The following is a 17,042-nucleotide window of genomic DNA, read 5'->3' on the forward strand; positions in this document are numbered from 1 at the left end:
GTTGAAAAATATAATATGTTGAAAAACGATAAAAATAAACGTCAAATATGCATCCTTGGCTCTACAGGGTCTATTGGTGTTAGTACACTCGATGTTATACGCCTTCATAGTGATAAATTTAATGTGGTCAGTTTATCTGCGCATGCCAGCGTTGATAAAGTCTTAGCACAATGTCTTGAATTTCAGCCTAAAACTGTAGTAATGGTATCTCAAAGCCATGCAGAACAATTAATATTACGTTTAGCAGGTGAAAATCTTGAGTCTATCGAAGTTAAGTCAGGTGTAGATGCACTTGTTGAACTTGCCAGTTCAAATCAGACTGACACAGTAATGGCAGCCATTGTGGGCGCTGCAGGCTTGATGCCGACACTGGCTGCAGTGCAGGCTGGTAAGCGGGTTTTATTAGCGAATAAAGAAGCGTTAGTCACATCAGGTGCTATTTTTATTGAGGCGGTGAAACAGTCGGGTGCTCAACTTTTACCTATAGACAGTGAGCATAATGCTATATTTCAAAGTTTACCTTGGCAAGAGCAAGCTAGAGTAGGTCATTGTCAATTAACACAAAACGGCATCAGTAAAATTTTACTCACTGGCTCTGGTGGTCCATTTCGAACGAAACAAGTATCTGAACTTGAGCATGTAACTCCTAGTCAAGCTTGTGCGCATCCAAATTGGGATATGGGACGTAAAATATCTGTTGATTCTGCAACCATGATGAATAAAGGTTTGGAGTTTATTGAAGCCAAGTGGTTATTCAATGTAGAAGCAAGTGATATTCAAGTGATATTGCACCCACAAAGTACCATCCACTCAATGGTGCAATATAAAGATGGCTCTGTGATTGCCCAAATGGGTAACCCTGATATGCGTACACCTATTGCCCATGCTTTAGCATATCCTGAACGGATTGAATCAGGAGTTGCTCCTTTAGACTTTTTTAATGCCCCATCATTTGAGTTTCAATCAGTTGATTATGAAAAGTACCCTAATTTGAAGTTGGCGATAGAGGCTTGTGAAAGTGGGCAAGGCGCTTGTACTGCACTTAATGCTGCAAATGAAGTAGCTGTTGCTGCTTTTTTAGACGAACAGATTAAATTTACTGATATTTACAAAATAAATGAAACTTCTGTGATGAAATTTGTCTCAGAACAGGTATGTAATATAAAAGAGGTCATTTCCTTAGATGCACGGGCTAGAGAATTTGCTTTATCAATTGTAGATAAATTTTCAACGAGTAAGCTTAAGGAACAGAACTAGACATGTTTGATTTTATTTGGAATCTAGCCTCTTTTGTCATCGCGTTAGGTATTTTAGTTACAGTGCATGAATACGGTCACTTTTGGGTAGCACGAAAAAATGGTGTCAAAGTAGAACGTTTTTCAGTCGGTTTTGGTAAAGCTATTTGGCGAAAAATGGGACAAGATGGCACTGAATATGTTGTTGCGATGATACCGCTTGGTGGTTATGTCAAAATGCTTGATGAGCGTGTTGACCAAGTATCAGAGCAAGATAAAGATAAAACGTTTAATAGTAAGTCAGTGTATCAACGTATCGCTATTATTGCGGCGGGACCTTTTGCTAATTTTGCTTTTGCTATAGTTGCCTTTTATTTAATGTTTTTAATTGGTGTTCCTAGTATTAAACCGATTGTTGGCGATATTATTCCTGAGTCAATTGCTGCTCAGGCAAAATTACCAAATAAAGCAGAAATAGTGGAAGTTGCTGGGAAATCAATACGTGACTGGCAAGATGTTAATTTAGCATTGATTGGCGAAATAGGCTCAGCGTCTATTGTGATTAAAACTAAGAATGCGGATAGCCAGTATATTAGCTCTCATCAATTAAGTACTAAAAACTGGCAGTTTTCACCAGAGAAAGTCTCTGCTTTGACAAGCTTAGGAATAATACCTTATCGCCCACAAGTACATAATGAACTTGCCCGTATTGGTAAGGATAGCCCCGCAGAAAAAGGGGGATTAAAAATTGGTGATAAACTTATTGCACTGAATGATGAAGATTTATCACAAGGTTGGACTGATTTTTCTACGAAAATTAAACGTTACCCAGATCAGCTTATTAATATTACAGTGGAGCGTGATGGTAACAATCAAGTTTTACAAGTCACGCCTAAAGGTATTGACCGTAATGGTGAGTTAATTGGTTATTTGGGGGTTTCTCCTAAGGCAGATGACTGGCCGGCTGATTATAAAATAGATATTAGTTACGGTGTGTTTTCTGCGCTAACTGAAAGTGTTAATCGTACATGGAATTTGATCACTTTAAGTTTTGATATGATCGGAAAGTTAATAACAGGTGATGTTTCGGTTAAAAATTTAAGTGGCCCAATAGCGATTGCTCAAGGTGCAGGTGATAGTGCAGGCTATGGTTTTGTTTATTTTTTAGGCTTTTTGGCATTAATTAGCATTAATTTAGGAATAATTAACCTTTTACCGTTGCCAGTACTTGATGGCGGACACTTACTCTATTATCTTATAGAGCTTTTGACAGGAAAGCCGGTTCCAGAAAATGTGCAAGAAGCAGGATTCAAGTTTGGTGCCTTAGCATTATTAGCCTTAATGAGTATCGCTTTGTTTAATGACTTTAGTAGAGTACTTGGCTAGGTATTAGCTGCTATTAGGTAGAAAGTAATTAACCTTTTACGCTTTACACAAGTAAGCCAGTACTTGATGGCGGATACTTACTTTTCTGTCTTAATTAAAGCTTATAGCGCTTTTGACTGGAAAGCCTGTTCCAGAAAATGTTCAAGAGGCAGGATTCAAGTTTGGTGCCTTAGCGTTTTAGCACTAATGAGCATCGCTTTATTTAATGATTTCAGCCGGATGTTGGGTTAGATATATAGTATATATACGCTGTAAGCTACAAGGTGTACTACTTGCACCTTGTAGCTTACAGCGTGAAATTTACGCAGTGATAAGAAGAAGTAATAAAGTTAAAATATATGATAATTAAAAAATTAGCCTCTGCCGTTTTATTAGGCGCTTTAGGTATAACAGCACAAGCTGCGCAAGAATTTAAAATTGAAGATATTGAAGTAAAGGGCTTACAGCGTGTTGCTTTAGGTGCTGCCTTAACGCATATTCCGTTTAATGTTGGCGATACTTTAAATCAGTTTAGAATTTCCCAATCGATAAAAGCTTTATATAAATCAGGACATTTTAATGATATCCGCGCGTATCGTGACGGAAGTCGTATCATTTATCGTGTTCGAGAGCGTGAAACAATCAGTGAAATTACTTTTGAAGGCAATAGTGATTTAAAAGATGAGCAGTTAACTGAAAGTTTAGATGGTAGTAATATTCGTGTTGGTGAGACACTTGATCGTACTGTTATTTCAGGCATTGAGACTGGCTTGGAAGATTTTTATCATAGTGTAGGTAAGTACAATGCGGATGTATCAGCAACCATAACTCATTTACCTAGAAACCGAGTTAACCTTGAATTTACTTTTACTGAAGGTGATGCTGCGGCAATTAAACAAATAAATATCATTGGTAATGAAGTTTTCACTGATGTTCAATTACTTGAGAGAATAGAGTTAACCTTTGCTTCGCCATGGTGGGATTTTATGGCGCAAGATATGTATCAAAAACAGACGTTACAAGGTGATATGGAAACCATCAGAAGTTATTATTTAGATCGTGGTTATCTTCGCTTTGACGTTGATTCAACACAGGTTTCTATGACACCAGATAAGAAGTCAGTGTATATTGCTTTAAATGTAACGGAAGGTGAAACCTATACCATTAGCGAAGTTGATTTTATCGGTGATATGGCTGGTTTTGAACAAATAATTCGTGGTATAAATCCATTACAAGTTGATAACCTTTATAACGGTGCAGAAGTGACTTATACCGAAGAGGTTATCAGTAAGTTTTTGGGTCGGTTTGGTTATGCCTATCCCAAAGTAACGACTATTCCAGAGATTAATGACGAAGATAAAACGGTTAAATTATCGATATCAATTGACCCCGGCAAGCGTATCTACGTTAATAAAGTTAATTTTAGTGGTAACCATGTTACTGCTGACAGAGTATTACGCCGTGAAATGCGTCAAATGGAAGGCGCTTGGTTGTCGAATAGTTTAGTTGAACATTCTAAATCGCGCTTATCTCGTTTGCCCTACATGGAAACTGTTGAGTTTGAAACGAATCAAATTCCAGGTGAAGATGACTTAGTCAACGTTGATTTTAATGTAAAAGAACAAGCTTCAGGCTCATTTACTGCGGGTGTTGGCTTCGGTGACTCAACCGGGTTAAGTTTAAACGCCGGTATTCAACAGAATAACTTTTTAGGAACGGGTAATCGTTTAGGTTTTAATGTTAATACAAATACTTATTCAAACAGTGCTAGCATTTCTTATACTGATCCTTACTTTACGGTTGATGCGGTTTCACTTGGTGGACAAATATTTTATCAAGCTTTTGATGCAGGTAGCGCCAACCTAGTTGATTATAATAATAAAACGTATGGTGTTGGGCTTAACTGGGGTTTCCCCATAAATGAATATATAAGAGTTAGTTTTGGTGTAGGTTTTAAAAGTAATGAAATTACTTCATTAGAAACGTATGAACAAATTCAAACCTTTTATGATTTGCATGCTGATCCAAATGATCCTGGTGCACCATTAGCGTTTAAAAACTACGATGTGAGCGCAAGTCTTTCACGCTCAACGTTAAACCGGGGTACTTTTCCTTCTGCAGGTTCGCAGCAAAGTTTATCCGTTAAGGTGACTACGCCTAATACCTCGGATGTTCAGTATTTTAAAGTTAATCTTGATACTAAGTTTTATTTTCCATTATCACGAAATCAGCGTTGGACAGTACTTGCTCGTATGCAGTTAGGTTATGGTAATGGTTATGGCAAAGTGAATGGCAATGACCAATTACTACCGTTTTGGGAAAACTTTAGAGCGGGTGGCTCTGATACTTTACGTGGTTTTGAAAACAATACGGTAGGCCCACGTGCTGTTTACCGTTACCCTACAACAGTTAGCGGTACACCAAATCCAACAGGTGGTAATGCTTGTTGTTTAGGACCTGATCACGATTACATTCAAGTATCACCTCGTTCAGTTGGTGGTAACGCTATTGCTATAGGTGGTATTGAATTAATAGTACCAACACCATTTTTAGATGAAAGCTATTCAAATAGTGTTCGCACAAGTTTCTTTGTTGATGTGGGTAGTGTTTGGGATACTGAATTTGATATGGATGATTATAATGATCTAGCGCCAGTTGAATTAGCTAAGGTTGCTGACTATTCTGATATTGGACGTTTTCGATCCTCGGGTGGTATATCTATCCAGTGGCTGTCACCAATGGGACCTATGATTTTTAGTTTTGCTAAGACAATAAAAGAAGAAGAAGATGATGATACTGCATTCTTTAGCTTTAATATCGGTAAAACTTTTTAAATTTATCTACCCAATAAACGTGTTTAACTGTTAAGTTTGGTTAAGCAAAAAATTATTACATAAAATAAAATAAAATAGAGAAAGAGGAAAATACATTGAACAAATTTATTAAATCTATGGCTGTTACAGCTACGGCATCAACATTATTATTAGCCAGCAGTGCGATGGCTTTTGAACAAAAAATTGCCGTGGTAAATGTGCAAGAAGCCATTAATCAAATTCCTCAATCTGCTGCATTAATGCAAACATTAGAAGCAGAGTTTAAAGATGAAAAAGCAGTCATTGAACAATTACAAAAAGATCTGGCTTATGAAGATGAAACTTTAAAACGTGAAGGTCCTGTAAATACAGAAAAATGGAAAAAAGAAAAACAAACTAAAATGGCTAATTTATATCAGCAATATCAGGCTAAAGTTAAAGAATTTCAACAAAAAGTAGCTCAACGTAAAAATGCAGAAACTAATAAGCTTTTTGCTCTAGTTTCACAAGCAGTGGATAATATTGCTGCTAAAGAAGATTATGACTTAGTACTTTCAAAACAGGCTGTTGTTTTTTCAAAGCCAGCAATTAACATTACAAGTAAGGTTGTAGAGCAAGTAAGTAAGCTCAAATAGTTTTTGATTACTAATAAATAGAAAGAGATACCATGAGTTATACCCTTGCAGAAATTGCAGAACATATTGATGCAAAGCTAGTCGTTGCACCATCATCTGATTGTTCGGTGGCTAGTAGCACGATAAGTAGCTTGGCTACGTTAGCAAACGCTAAATCAGGTCAAGTTGCATTTCTTGCTAATAGTAAATATGTATCGCAACTTTGTGCAACTAAGGCTAGTGCGGTAATTATATCTCCTGAGGCTTTACCTCAGTGCCGAGTTAATGCTTTAGTGATGGATAATCCTTATATGGGTTATGCACTATTAGCAAACTTGCTTGATACAACACCAGCAGTGGCTAATGGTATTCATGAAAGTGCGGTAATAGCTAATGATGCTACACTAGGTGATAATGTCTCTATAGGTGCTAATAGTGTTATTGAGTCTGGTGTCCATCTTGACGATAACGTTAGTATTGGCGCAGGTTGCTTCATTGGTGAAAATGTTAGTATTGGAAAGGGCACAACGCTTTGGTCAAATATTAGCATTTATCATAACGTTGTTATCGGTAAAGCGTGTTTGATACAAGCAAATACGGTTATTGGCTCTGATGGTTTTGGTTATGCTCCGGTAAATGAGCAGTATAAGTGGCATAAAATCCCTCAGCTTGGAAGTGTGGTTATTGGCGATCATGTTGAAATTGGAGCTAGTACAACCATTGATAGGGGGGCGCTTGAAAATACCATTATAAAAGATGGTGTGATCCTCGATAACCAAATTCAGATTGCTCATAATGTTATTATTGGTGAAAATACCGCTATAGCTGCTTGCAGTGTCGTGGCTGGTAGTACCGTTATTGGAAAAAATTGTACTCTTGCTGGTCTTGTTGGTATTAATGGTCATATCAATATTGCAGATAATTGTGTTTTTACTGCAATGGCGATGGTGACAAAAGGTATCACTAACGCCGGTGTTTACTCTTCAGGTATACCTGCTACTACGAACAAAGAATGGCATAAAACTAATGCGAGAATTAAACGGTTAGATAGTTTAACCAAGCGAGTAAAAGAGCTAGATACACTTATTAAAAATAAGTAATAAAATATTTAGTCATAAATAAACCCGTTGCAAATAAATAATAATAACAAAGCACTGTAACGAAAATAACTGTTTTAATTCGTTAGTAAATGAATTATTGCATACCAAAGAAAGGAATACCCTTTTGGAAAACATTGATATAGAAAACACTAAACTAGAAAGACAAATAAAACCAATAACGCTTAATGAAATTAAGACGCTTATACCTCATCGGTACCCGATGTTATTGGTTGATAAAGTAATTGATCATGAACCAAAAAAATATTTACATGCGATAAAAAATGTCACTATTAATGAACCTATCTTTACCGGTCATTTTCCTGATGCTGCTATTTTTCCAGGTGTGTTAATTTTAGAGGCCTTAGCACAAGCAACAGGTATTCTTGGCTTTAAAAGTACAGAAGTACGTGAAGAAAATGAAATGTACTTGTTCGCTTCTATTGATAAAGCACGTTTTAAAAAACCAGTTTTACCCGGTGATACTATGCATTTACATGTTGAATTTTTAAAAGAACGACGCGGTATGTGGAAGTTTTATGGTGAGGCAAAGGTTGACGGAAAAGTGGTTTGCTCGGCTGATTTAATGTGTGCCCGTCGCGCTTTATAACATCCACCTTGTTGCCTTATATTTTAATTTAGCTGTTAAATAAAGGCATTCATTGGTTAATGCCATTCCTTTATATTAAACCATAGAACTTATAACTGAATGATTTTAGTTGTGGCAACTCTCTCTATAAAAATACTTATCTAAGGTACTTGTTATGATACACCCGCAAGCGATTATTGAGCCTGGAGCCGTTATTGGTAAAAATGTCACCATAGGGCCGTGGAGTTATATTGCTAGTTCCGTTGTAATTGGTGATGACTGTGAAATTAGTTCTCATGTGATCATTAATGGTCCAACCAAAATGGGTAAAGGCAATCGTATTTTTCAATTTGCTAGCATAGGGGAAGATTGCCAAGATTTAAAATATGCTGGTGAGAAAACAGAGCTGATTATAGGTGATAATAATACTTTTCGAGAGTGCTGTACTATTCATCGCGGTACCATACAAGACAATAGCCTGACACAAATTGGTAGTAATAATTTATTTATGGCCTACACACATGTTGCCCATGACTGTATGGTGGGTAGCCATTGTATTATGGCCAATAATGCCTCTATTGCAGGTCATGTTCACGTAGGTGATCACGTAATTATTGGTGGTATGTCAGGAGTACATCAATTTTGTCATATAGGTGCTCACAGCTTTATTGCCGCAAATGCCTTAGTATTAAAAGATGTACCAGCTTATGTTATGGCATCAGGGCACCCTGCTAAACCTTTTGGTTTAAACAGTGAAGGCATGAAACGCAGAGGGTTTTTGAGTGATACGATCCTGTCGGTTAAACGTGCTTATAAAGAAATTTACCGTAAAAAACAATCCATTGATGATGCTTTATCTGCAATAACTGAACAAAGCACACCTTCACCTGAGCTTGAATTGTTTACTAATTCAATTAAGCAATCAACGCGTGGCATTATTCGATAAACAACTAGACGCTAGGCGCTAGGCACTAGGTAATAGGTTCTGAACCTAGCTCCTAGCACCTACAACCTAGGAGTTAAAACCTAGGACCTAACACAGTGACATTTCCGGATAAACCTGAGAATATAAAAACTTCCTCTACACTATCTAAACCAGTGTTCGCCATTGTCGTTGGTGAACATTCCGGTGATACCCTGGGTGCAGGCTTAATGGTTGCACTGCAAAAACAATTTCCACAAGCTAAATTTGTCGGTATTGGCGGCGATAAAATGCAAAAACTAGGCTTTGAAAGCCTATTCGCAATGGATGAATTAGCAGTAATGGGCATTGTTGAAGTGTTAGGGCGTATTCGTCGTTTACTTTATGTTAGAAAGTCATTGGTAGACTATTTTACTACTAACAAACCTGATGTTTTTATTGGTATTGATGCCCCCGATTTTAATATTGGCTTAGAATTACGTTTAAAAGCACAAGCAATAAAAACAGTTCATTATGTTAGCCCCTCTGTTTGGGCATGGCGAGAAAAACGTATTTTTAACATCGCTAAAGCTACCGACATGGTACTTTCACTATTACCTTTTGAAAAAGCCTTTTATGACAAGCACCAAGTGCCTTGTACCTTTGTTGGTCATCCGTTAGCTGATGATATCCCGATGGAAAGTAATAAAGTCCAAGCAAGAGTTGAACTTAACTTACCGCGAACCGCTAAGGTGTTAGCATTAATGCCGGGTAGTCGTGGTGGTGAACTTTCTCGTTTGTTAGCGCCTTTTTTTGCGAGTGCTCAACAATTACAACAAGATGATGAAAATTTAATTTTAATTGCACCTATGGTTAGCGAAAAGCGTGCTCAACAGTTTAATAATGTAAAAGCAGAGCTCGCACCGAATTTAAAGATTGACGTTATTATTGATAAAACTCAAACGGTAATGGCAGCGAGTGATTGTTTATTAACCGCATCAGGTACAGTAACCTTAGAAGCGGCCTTAATTAAGCGGCCTATGGTTATTTGCTATAAGTTTAACTTACTAACCTATTGGCTGGCTAAATGGCTAGTAAAATTGCAATGGTTTTCATTACCCAATTTGTTGGCTAATAAAACCTTAGTACCTGAGTTATTGCAAGATGAAGTGTGTGTAGAGAAAATTGTTCCTTTAGTCAAAGAACGTCTATATCAAGATCAAAGTCAACTAAACGATAGCTTCACCGTTATTCATCAGCAATTAAAATGTGATGCTAGTCAACAAGCTGCAAATGCTGTGATTGCGATACTTCCTCCTGTATTTAATAGTAAAGCGTAACTAAGATGTCTAACAAAAAAATGCCTAAGAAAAAAAACTTTTCTCCCTTTGAATACCCAATTGCTTACTGTATTGCTGGGGTAGATGAAGTAGGACGTGGCCCTTTAGTTGGAGATGTAGTGACTGCTGCAGTTATTTTAGATCCCGAAAATCCTATTGAAGGTTTAATGGATTCAAAAAAATTATCAGAAAAAAAACGGTCGTTATTAGCAGAAGAAATTAAAGAAAAAGCAATCGCATGGTCCGTTGGTCGGGCAAGCCCAGAAGAAATTGATACTTTAAATATTCTTCATGCCACTATGTTAGCTATGCAACGCGCAGTGCAGGGGTTAGCAGTGTCGCCTGATTATGTGTTAGTTGATGGTAATCGCACACCTTCTTTTGCTAATGAACAAGGTTCAATTAGCAGTGAAGCTGTAGTAAAAGGAGATGATCGTGTTGTTGAAATTAGTGCGGCATCAATAGTAGCAAAAGTTACGCGCGATGAAGAAATGATTGCTCTTGATAAATTACACCCAGAATATGGTTTTGCTAAACATAAAGGTTATCCAACTAAAGTGCATTTAGAAAAAATAATAGAACTAGGGGTACTTGATTGTTACCGTCAAAGCTTTAAACCTGTTGCTAGAGTGTTAGGGCTTATTAATGAATGAAGCTGCTGACTCTGAAATGATTTCAACAGAGCAAAGTCACGAGCCGCGCTTTATTCATTTACGCGTACATAGCGATTATTCAATGTGCGATGGGTTAAAAAAAGTAAAACCTATTATAGCGCGTGCGGCAGAATTAAATATGCCTGCACTCGCCTTGACCGACCAAACTAACCTTTGTGGCTTGGTAAAATACTACCATGCGGCTCATGGTGCAGGTATTAAGCCTATTATAGGTTGTGACTTTTGGGTTAGAAGTGATGAATTAGGGGATGAATTATCTCGCTTAGTTATTTTAACCACTAATAATATAGGCTATAAAAATTTAACTGAACTCATCTCAAAAGCGTATATGCGTGGCCACCTGCAAGATAAAGCAGTGATAGACAAAGAATGGTTGATTGAATTTAAAGAAGGCTTACTCTTACTTTCAGGTGCACGAGAAGGTGACATAGGTAAAGCCTTATTAAAGGGTAACAATGACCTTGCGTTGCAAATGCTCGACTTTTACCAACGCCATTTTGAAGATTGCTTTTATGTTGAGCTAATCCGTACCGGACGAAATGACGAAGAGAACTATCTACATCTGGCCGTTAATTTTGCTACTACCCATAATTTACCGGTTGTTGCTACTAATGAGGTAATGTTTCTATCGCCAGGTAATTTTGATGCCCATGAAATTCGTGTTGCGATTCATGATGGCTATACCCTTGACGATAAACGTCGCCCTAAACGTTACAGCGAAGAACAATACTTACGATCTCAGGATGAAATGTGTGAGTTATTTAAGGATATTCCTGAAGCATTAGCCAATACAGTAGAAATTGCCAAGCGGTGTAATGTTACAGTTCGTCTTGGTGAATATGTGTTGCCTGATTTCCCCACTGAAGGATTAGAAATCAATGATTTTTTTATCAAGGTATCTGAGGAAGGCTTAGAGAGACGCCTAAAGAAATTATTTGATACTGAGGCGGATAACTTTGCTGAAATTCGTAAACCCTATGATGAGCGGCTTAAAATTGAATTAGAAGTTGTTAATAACATGGGTTTTCCCGGTTATTTTTTGATCGTAATGGAGTTTATTCAGTGGAGTAAAGATAACAATATACCCGTTGGTCCCGGTCGTGGTTCAGGTGCGGGTTCTTTAATTGCTTACGCATTAGATATTACCGATTTGGATCCGCTTGAGTACGATTTACTCTTCGAACGCTTCTTGAACCCTGAGCGTGTATCCATGCCAGATTTTGATATCGACTTTTGTATGGACAGGCGTGATGAAGTTATAGATCATGTTGCTGAGCTTTATGGCCGTGATGCAGTTTCGCAAATTATTACTTTTGGAACCATGGCGGCAAAAGCGGTAATTCGTGATGTTGGTCGAGTGCTTGGCCATCCTTATGGTTTTGTTGACCGGATTTCAAAACTCATTCCACCAACACCGGGTATGACCTTAGCGAAGGCTTTTGAAGAAGAGCCAAAACTACCTGAAATATATGCACAAGATACTGAGGTTAAAGACCTTATTGATATGTGTCGTATTTTGGAAGGTACTACACGTAATGCCGGTAAGCATGCTGGTGGCGTGGTTATTTCGCCTACTACTATTACTGATTTTGCACCACTTTACTGTGATGATGAGGGTAAAAACCCAGTCACACAGTTTGATAAAAATGATGTTGAAGATGCAGGGTTAGTAAAATTTGATTTTTTAGGGTTAAGAACCTTAACTATTTTACAATGGGCCATTGAAATGGCTGATGTACAGCAACGTAAAGCTGGCAAAGATCCCATTGATATCACTACTATCGATCTTGAAGATAAAGCGAGCTTTAAGTTATTACTTGCATCCAAAACTACGGCGGTGTTTCAGTTAGAATCCAGCGGCATGAAGTCTTTGATTGAGAAGCTCAAGCCCGATTGCTTTGAAGATATTATCGCCTTGGTGGCATTGTTTCGCCCCGGACCACTTCAGTCAGGGATGGTTGATAACTTTATTGAACGAAAGCATGGCCGTGAAGAAGTTAGTTACCCAGATGAAACTTGGCAGCATATTGATTTAAAACCCGTATTAGAGCCTACTTACGGCATTATCTTGTATCAAGAACAAGTGATGCAAATTGCTCAAGTACTTGCAGGATACTCACTTGGTGGCGCGGATATGCTACGTCGAGCTATGGGTAAGAAAAAACCTGAAGAAATGGCCAAACAGCGTGCAGGTTTTGAGCAAGGTGCAAGAGATCGCGGTGTTGATGGCGAACTAGCGATGAAGATCTTCGATCTCGTGGAAAAATTCGCTGGTTATGGTTTTAACAAATCTCACTCTGCTGCTTATGCGTTAGTTTCTTATCAAACCTTATGGATGAAAACTCATTTTCCTGCGCCTTTTATGGCGGCAGTTATGTCAGCGGATATGGATAACACTGAAAAAGTGGTTATTTTGGTTGATGAATGTGAAAATATGGGCATTGATTTACTGCCACCGGATGTGAATGCAGGGCAATATAAATTTACTGTCAATGATGATAATCAAATTGTTTATGGCATTGGTGCGGTAAAAGGGGTTGGGGAAGGGCCAATAGAAGCGATTATTGCTGCTCGTAAAACAGGGGGGCCTTTTACTGATTTATTTGATTTATGTGCCCGCCTAGATTTAAAGAAAACAAATAAACGTGTATTAGAAAAACTGATTAAATCTGGTGCGTTAGACGCATTAGGGCCAACTTACAAACTAACAGCTGACGGTAAAGACTTACCTCATCGTGCTGCTTTATTTGAAACCCTACCAGAGGCTATCAAGGCGGCAGATCAACATGCTAAAGCCGAAGCCATTGGTCAAAATGATTTATTTGGCTTGATCAATGATGAACAAACTGATTCTCGACAAATTTTTAAAAATGTTAAAAAGTGGTCAGAAGAAGTATGGCTTGATGGAGAAAAAGAAACCTTAGGTTTATACTTAACAGGTCACCCTATTAATCGCTATTTAAGTGAAATTAAAAAGTATGCGACTAATCGCCTTGTGGGTATGCAACCAACAGGCAGAGACAGACAAGCGATAGCTGTTGGTTTAGTCATAGGCGTACGTGTGTTAGTGAATAAACGTGGTCGCCGTTGGGCGTTAGTCACGCTTGATGATAAAAGTGCTCGAATGGATGTACGTTTATTTCCTGATGATTATGATAATTTTGCTGAACTGCTTGAAACTGATGCTATTTTAGTTTGTAGCGGACAGGTCAGCTTTGATGATTACTCCGGAGGTAATACAATGACCGCCAGAGACATCATGACTATCGCTGATGCAAGAGAGAACTACGTTACCTCCTTAGATATTCAAATTAACAGGGCAACGATTAGTGATGATTTTATTGCGCAATTTACGTATGCTTTAACACCCCACAAAGAAGGCACTTGTCCTGTTAGGGTGTATTATCAGCGAGAAGAAGCTCGCGGCATGTTAGAACTTGGCGTACAATGGCGAGTATCGCCGGCTGATGTGTTATTATATGATTTAAAAGAATTATTAGGTGAAGAAAACGTCACTTTGCAGTTTAAGTAGCTTAAATGAATTAGCTAATCATTATAACGAGTTAACAGTTATTGGAATTGTTGCTAATAACTAAAGCAAAATATATACAACTTTTAGTACACTTTATTAGGTGCAGAGAAACATATGTCATTAAATTTTTTAGATTTTGAACAACCTATTGCTGAACTTAATGCAAAAATTGAAGAGCTTGAATTGGTTAATACCGGTCAAGAACTCGATCTCGATTTAGAAGATCAAATAGCACAATTACGTGAAAAAAATAAAGAACAAACTAAAAAAATATTCGCTGATTTAGACCCATGGCAAACAGCACGCGTAGCACGTCATCCTCAACGTCCTTATACGCTTGACTACTTACAGCGTATTTTTACTGAGTTTGATGAATTAGCGGGTGACAGAGCTTATGCTGACGATAATGCTATTGTCGGCGGTACAGCACGTTTAGATGGCAAGCCAGTCATGATCATTGGTCATCAAAAAGGTCGTTCTACAGCAGAAAAAGTAAAACGTAACTTTGGTATGCCTCGCCCTGAAGGCTACCGTAAAGCTTTACGGTTAATGGAAATGGCCGAACGTTTCAATATGCCAATCATCACTTTTATTGATACCCCTGGTGCTTATCCCGGTGTTGGTGCCGAAGAGCGTGGTCAGAGTGAGGCGATTGCCCGTAACTTAAAAGTTATGGCACGTTTGTCAGTTCCTATCATCTGTACTGTTATTGGTGAAGGTGGCTCAGGTGGCGCTTTAGCGATTGGTGTTGGCGATAAAGTTAACATGTTGCAATATTCTACGTATTCAGTAATTTCACCAGAAGGCTGTGCCTCAATTTTGTGGAAAACGGCTGAAAAAGCACCGACCGCAGCAGAGGCTATGGGGATTACTGCAACGCGTATTAAAGAATTAGCGTTAATTGATGGTATTGTTGATGAGCCTTTAGGTGGGGCACATCGCGATATGGATCAAATGGCAGTAATGCTCAAGGAAGCTTTAAAAGTTGATTTAGCTGAGTTAGAAGGCTTAACTAAAGACGAATTAATTGAAAAACGTTACGAAAAATTAATGTCATTTGGTTACTGCTAATATGCAAGTCGGTCTTTAGTCCGACGCATTTAATTTATAATGACAATTATTGAGTCCGCACTTGTTAGTGCCATTAATAAACACCCTAAAACACCACTAGTTATTGCCTACAGCGGTGGTGTTGACTCACAAGTATTATTGCATGCTTTAGCGAAACTAAAGCATGCAAAAAAATTCCCCAATATCCTGACCGTCTGTCATGTTAATCACGGCTTAAGTGAAAATGCGACTACGTGGCAAAATTTCGCAGAACAAGCATGTCAAAAACTCAATTTACCCTTTGTAGCATGTCAGGTAAATGTTCAACCACAAGCTCAACACTCATTAGAAGCCTTAGCACGAGAAGCAAGGTATCAAGCTTTACAATCCCTTTATGACGAGCAAACGTTAATTATTACTGGCCATCATCGTGATGATCAGGCCGAAACTTTTTTACTTGCACTTAAAAGAGGGGCTGGCTTAAAAGGATTATCGGCTATGGCAGCAGAAGCTAGGCAGGGCAAAGACATTTTTATGCGGCCACTGCTTAAAGTTTCACGTGCTGAAATTGTTCATTACGCGAAAGAGCAACAGCTTGATTGGGTTGAGGATGAATCAAATAGCGACACCCGTTTTGATCGTAACTTTATTCGTCAAACAATTATGCCATTACTCAGTGAACGTTGGCCTAGTATTGTTCAAACCATTAACCGCAGCAGCAGCCATTGTTTAGAAGGACAGTTATTGTTGAACGAAATGGCTGAACAAGATTTAGCGAATTGTCAGTTAAGTGAACAGTGTTTGTCTGTGATTGAACTGAGTAAGTTCTCAGCAGCGCGTTTTAATAATCTAGTACGGTACTTTTTAGCGCAACATAATTATTTAATGCCAAGTACGGAACAACTCGCACAAGTTTACCAGCAGTTATTAGCCAATGAGGATAAAAACCCTGCAGTTAAAGTTGCTAACAATTACTTGCGCCGCTATAAAGATGCTTTGTATTTAACCGCTGACTTTATTGGTGTGACCGATTGGCAAAAAACCATTTATTTATCAGATAAACAGACTGTTGCAATGGCAAACGAAATTGAATTACCCGATGGTTTAGGTAAACTCACTTTTTCTAATAATCAGTTTGTAGAAGTATCAAATTCATGTCAGCAAATAGCTTTACCAACTAAAGAACAAAAAGTAACTCTCCGCTTTTGTCATGATAATCCTACTTGTTTACCTGATTATCGTAATCATTCACGTAGTTTAAAAAAAGTATTACAAGAGCTCAATATTCCGCCATGGCAGCGTAAGCGGATCCCTTTTCTTTATTACAATGATCTCTTAGTCGCAGCTATTGGTCACTTTGTTTGCCAAACCTTTTCACCGAATGAAAATGAGTCAAGTATCACTGTTACTTGGACAACATAAGTTAATAGCAAGAATAGTTACGAGTAAGAAAAGCCAGACCCTCAGCGATTTGTCTTCGTAACTCGCTTTTAGCCGAATCCTTCGGACAGCATTTTTTGGACATTTTACGGCGTTATCACCTTTTTATTTGATGCTACATGGATGGTATATACCCGTGTTACTTCAAAATGCAGGATTCAGCTGGAATTAGAAACGTCTTTAGGTAAGGCATTGATTGAAGGTAATAGTTGTTCTATTGTCGAAATTAATAACGCAGCATAAAACGTTTCTAAACCAGCCCTACGGGCTGACGAATCCCCAAAACGTGACAGGCACAGCAATTTATGATCTTATGTAAGTCACCACAACACACATAAGTTACAACTGCCATGCCTGAGCCATTACTTTGCCATAAATATTTCAAAAACGCC

Annotated in this window: 12 protein-coding genes; all 12 read left to right on the plus strand. The window is 38.1% G+C overall.

All coding sequences use genetic code 11. From position 1 onward, the window contains the following. The first annotated feature begins 15 nt into the window (after window positions 1–15). The 12 genes from ispC (at window position 16) to tilS (ending at window position 16,632) form a co-directional block, all read left to right on the plus strand. A complete protein-coding gene (gene ispC, locus DWA31_RS09660; protein WP_114326382.1) occupies window positions 16–1,257 on the plus strand; it encodes a 1-deoxy-D-xylulose-5-phosphate reductoisomerase in 1,242 nt (413 codons plus the stop codon). 2 nt (window positions 1,258–1,259) lie between these two features. After that, window positions 1,260–2,621 carry a sigma E protease regulator RseP gene (gene rseP / locus DWA31_RS09665; protein ID WP_114326383.1) on the plus strand — a complete coding sequence of 454 codons (1,362 nt, stop codon included), beginning with the start codon at window positions 1,260–1,262 and terminating at the stop codon, window positions 2,619–2,621. 338 nt (window positions 2,622–2,959) lie between these two features. Then, window positions 2,960–5,434 (plus strand): outer membrane protein assembly factor BamA, encoded by a 2,475-nt coding sequence (gene bamA, locus DWA31_RS09670; RefSeq protein ID WP_114326384.1) that lies wholly within the window; start codon window positions 2,960–2,962, stop codon window positions 5,432–5,434. Window positions 5,435–5,529: 95 nt separating this feature from the next. Continuing rightward, complete coding sequence (locus DWA31_RS09675; protein WP_114326385.1) at window positions 5,530–6,048, plus strand: OmpH/Skp family outer membrane protein; 519 nt, start codon at window positions 5,530–5,532, stop codon at window positions 6,046–6,048. A 32-nt stretch (window positions 6,049–6,080) separates the two neighbouring features. Continuing rightward, entirely contained in the window at window positions 6,081–7,127 is a 1,047-nt protein-coding gene (gene lpxD, locus DWA31_RS09680; RefSeq protein ID WP_114326386.1) for a UDP-3-O-(3-hydroxymyristoyl)glucosamine N-acyltransferase, read from the plus strand. A 166-nt stretch (window positions 7,128–7,293) separates the two neighbouring features. After that, complete coding sequence (gene fabZ / locus DWA31_RS09685) at window positions 7,294–7,734, plus strand: 3-hydroxyacyl-ACP dehydratase FabZ (RefSeq protein ID WP_425451881.1); 441 nt, start codon at window positions 7,294–7,296, stop codon at window positions 7,732–7,734. Window positions 7,735–7,888: 154 nt separating this feature from the next. Continuing rightward, complete coding sequence (gene lpxA / locus DWA31_RS09690) at window positions 7,889–8,659, plus strand: acyl-ACP--UDP-N-acetylglucosamine O-acyltransferase (RefSeq protein WP_114326387.1); 771 nt, start codon at window positions 7,889–7,891, stop codon at window positions 8,657–8,659. A 95-nt stretch (window positions 8,660–8,754) separates the two neighbouring features. Then, window positions 8,755–9,954 carry a lipid-A-disaccharide synthase gene (lpxB, locus tag DWA31_RS09695; RefSeq protein ID WP_245942571.1) on the plus strand — a complete coding sequence of 400 codons (1,200 nt, stop codon included), beginning with the start codon at window positions 8,755–8,757 and terminating at the stop codon, window positions 9,952–9,954. 20 nt (window positions 9,955–9,974) lie between these two features. Further along, complete coding sequence (gene rnhB / locus DWA31_RS09700; protein WP_114326393.1) at window positions 9,975–10,607, plus strand: ribonuclease HII; 633 nt, start codon at window positions 9,975–9,977, stop codon at window positions 10,605–10,607. Continuing rightward, entirely contained in the window at window positions 10,600–14,160 is a 3,561-nt protein-coding gene (gene dnaE, locus DWA31_RS09705) for a DNA polymerase III subunit alpha (RefSeq protein WP_245942572.1), read from the plus strand. Before rnhB ends, dnaE begins: the two co-directional genes overlap by 8 nt. A 114-nt stretch (window positions 14,161–14,274) precedes the next feature. Further along, window positions 14,275–15,231, plus strand: coding sequence for an acetyl-CoA carboxylase carboxyl transferase subunit alpha (accA, locus tag DWA31_RS09710; protein WP_114326388.1), 957 nt, complete (start codon window positions 14,275–14,277; stop codon window positions 15,229–15,231). A gap of 39 nt (window positions 15,232–15,270) precedes the next feature. Next, entirely contained in the window at window positions 15,271–16,632 is a 1,362-nt protein-coding gene (tilS, locus tag DWA31_RS09715; protein ID WP_114326389.1) for a tRNA lysidine(34) synthetase TilS, read from the plus strand. Window positions 16,633–17,042 lie beyond the last annotated feature (410 nt).

Origin of the sequence: Candidatus Colwellia aromaticivorans (assembly GCF_003333305.1) — a bacterium.
Lineage (GTDB): Bacteria > Pseudomonadota > Gammaproteobacteria > Enterobacterales > Alteromonadaceae > Colwellia > Colwellia aromaticivorans.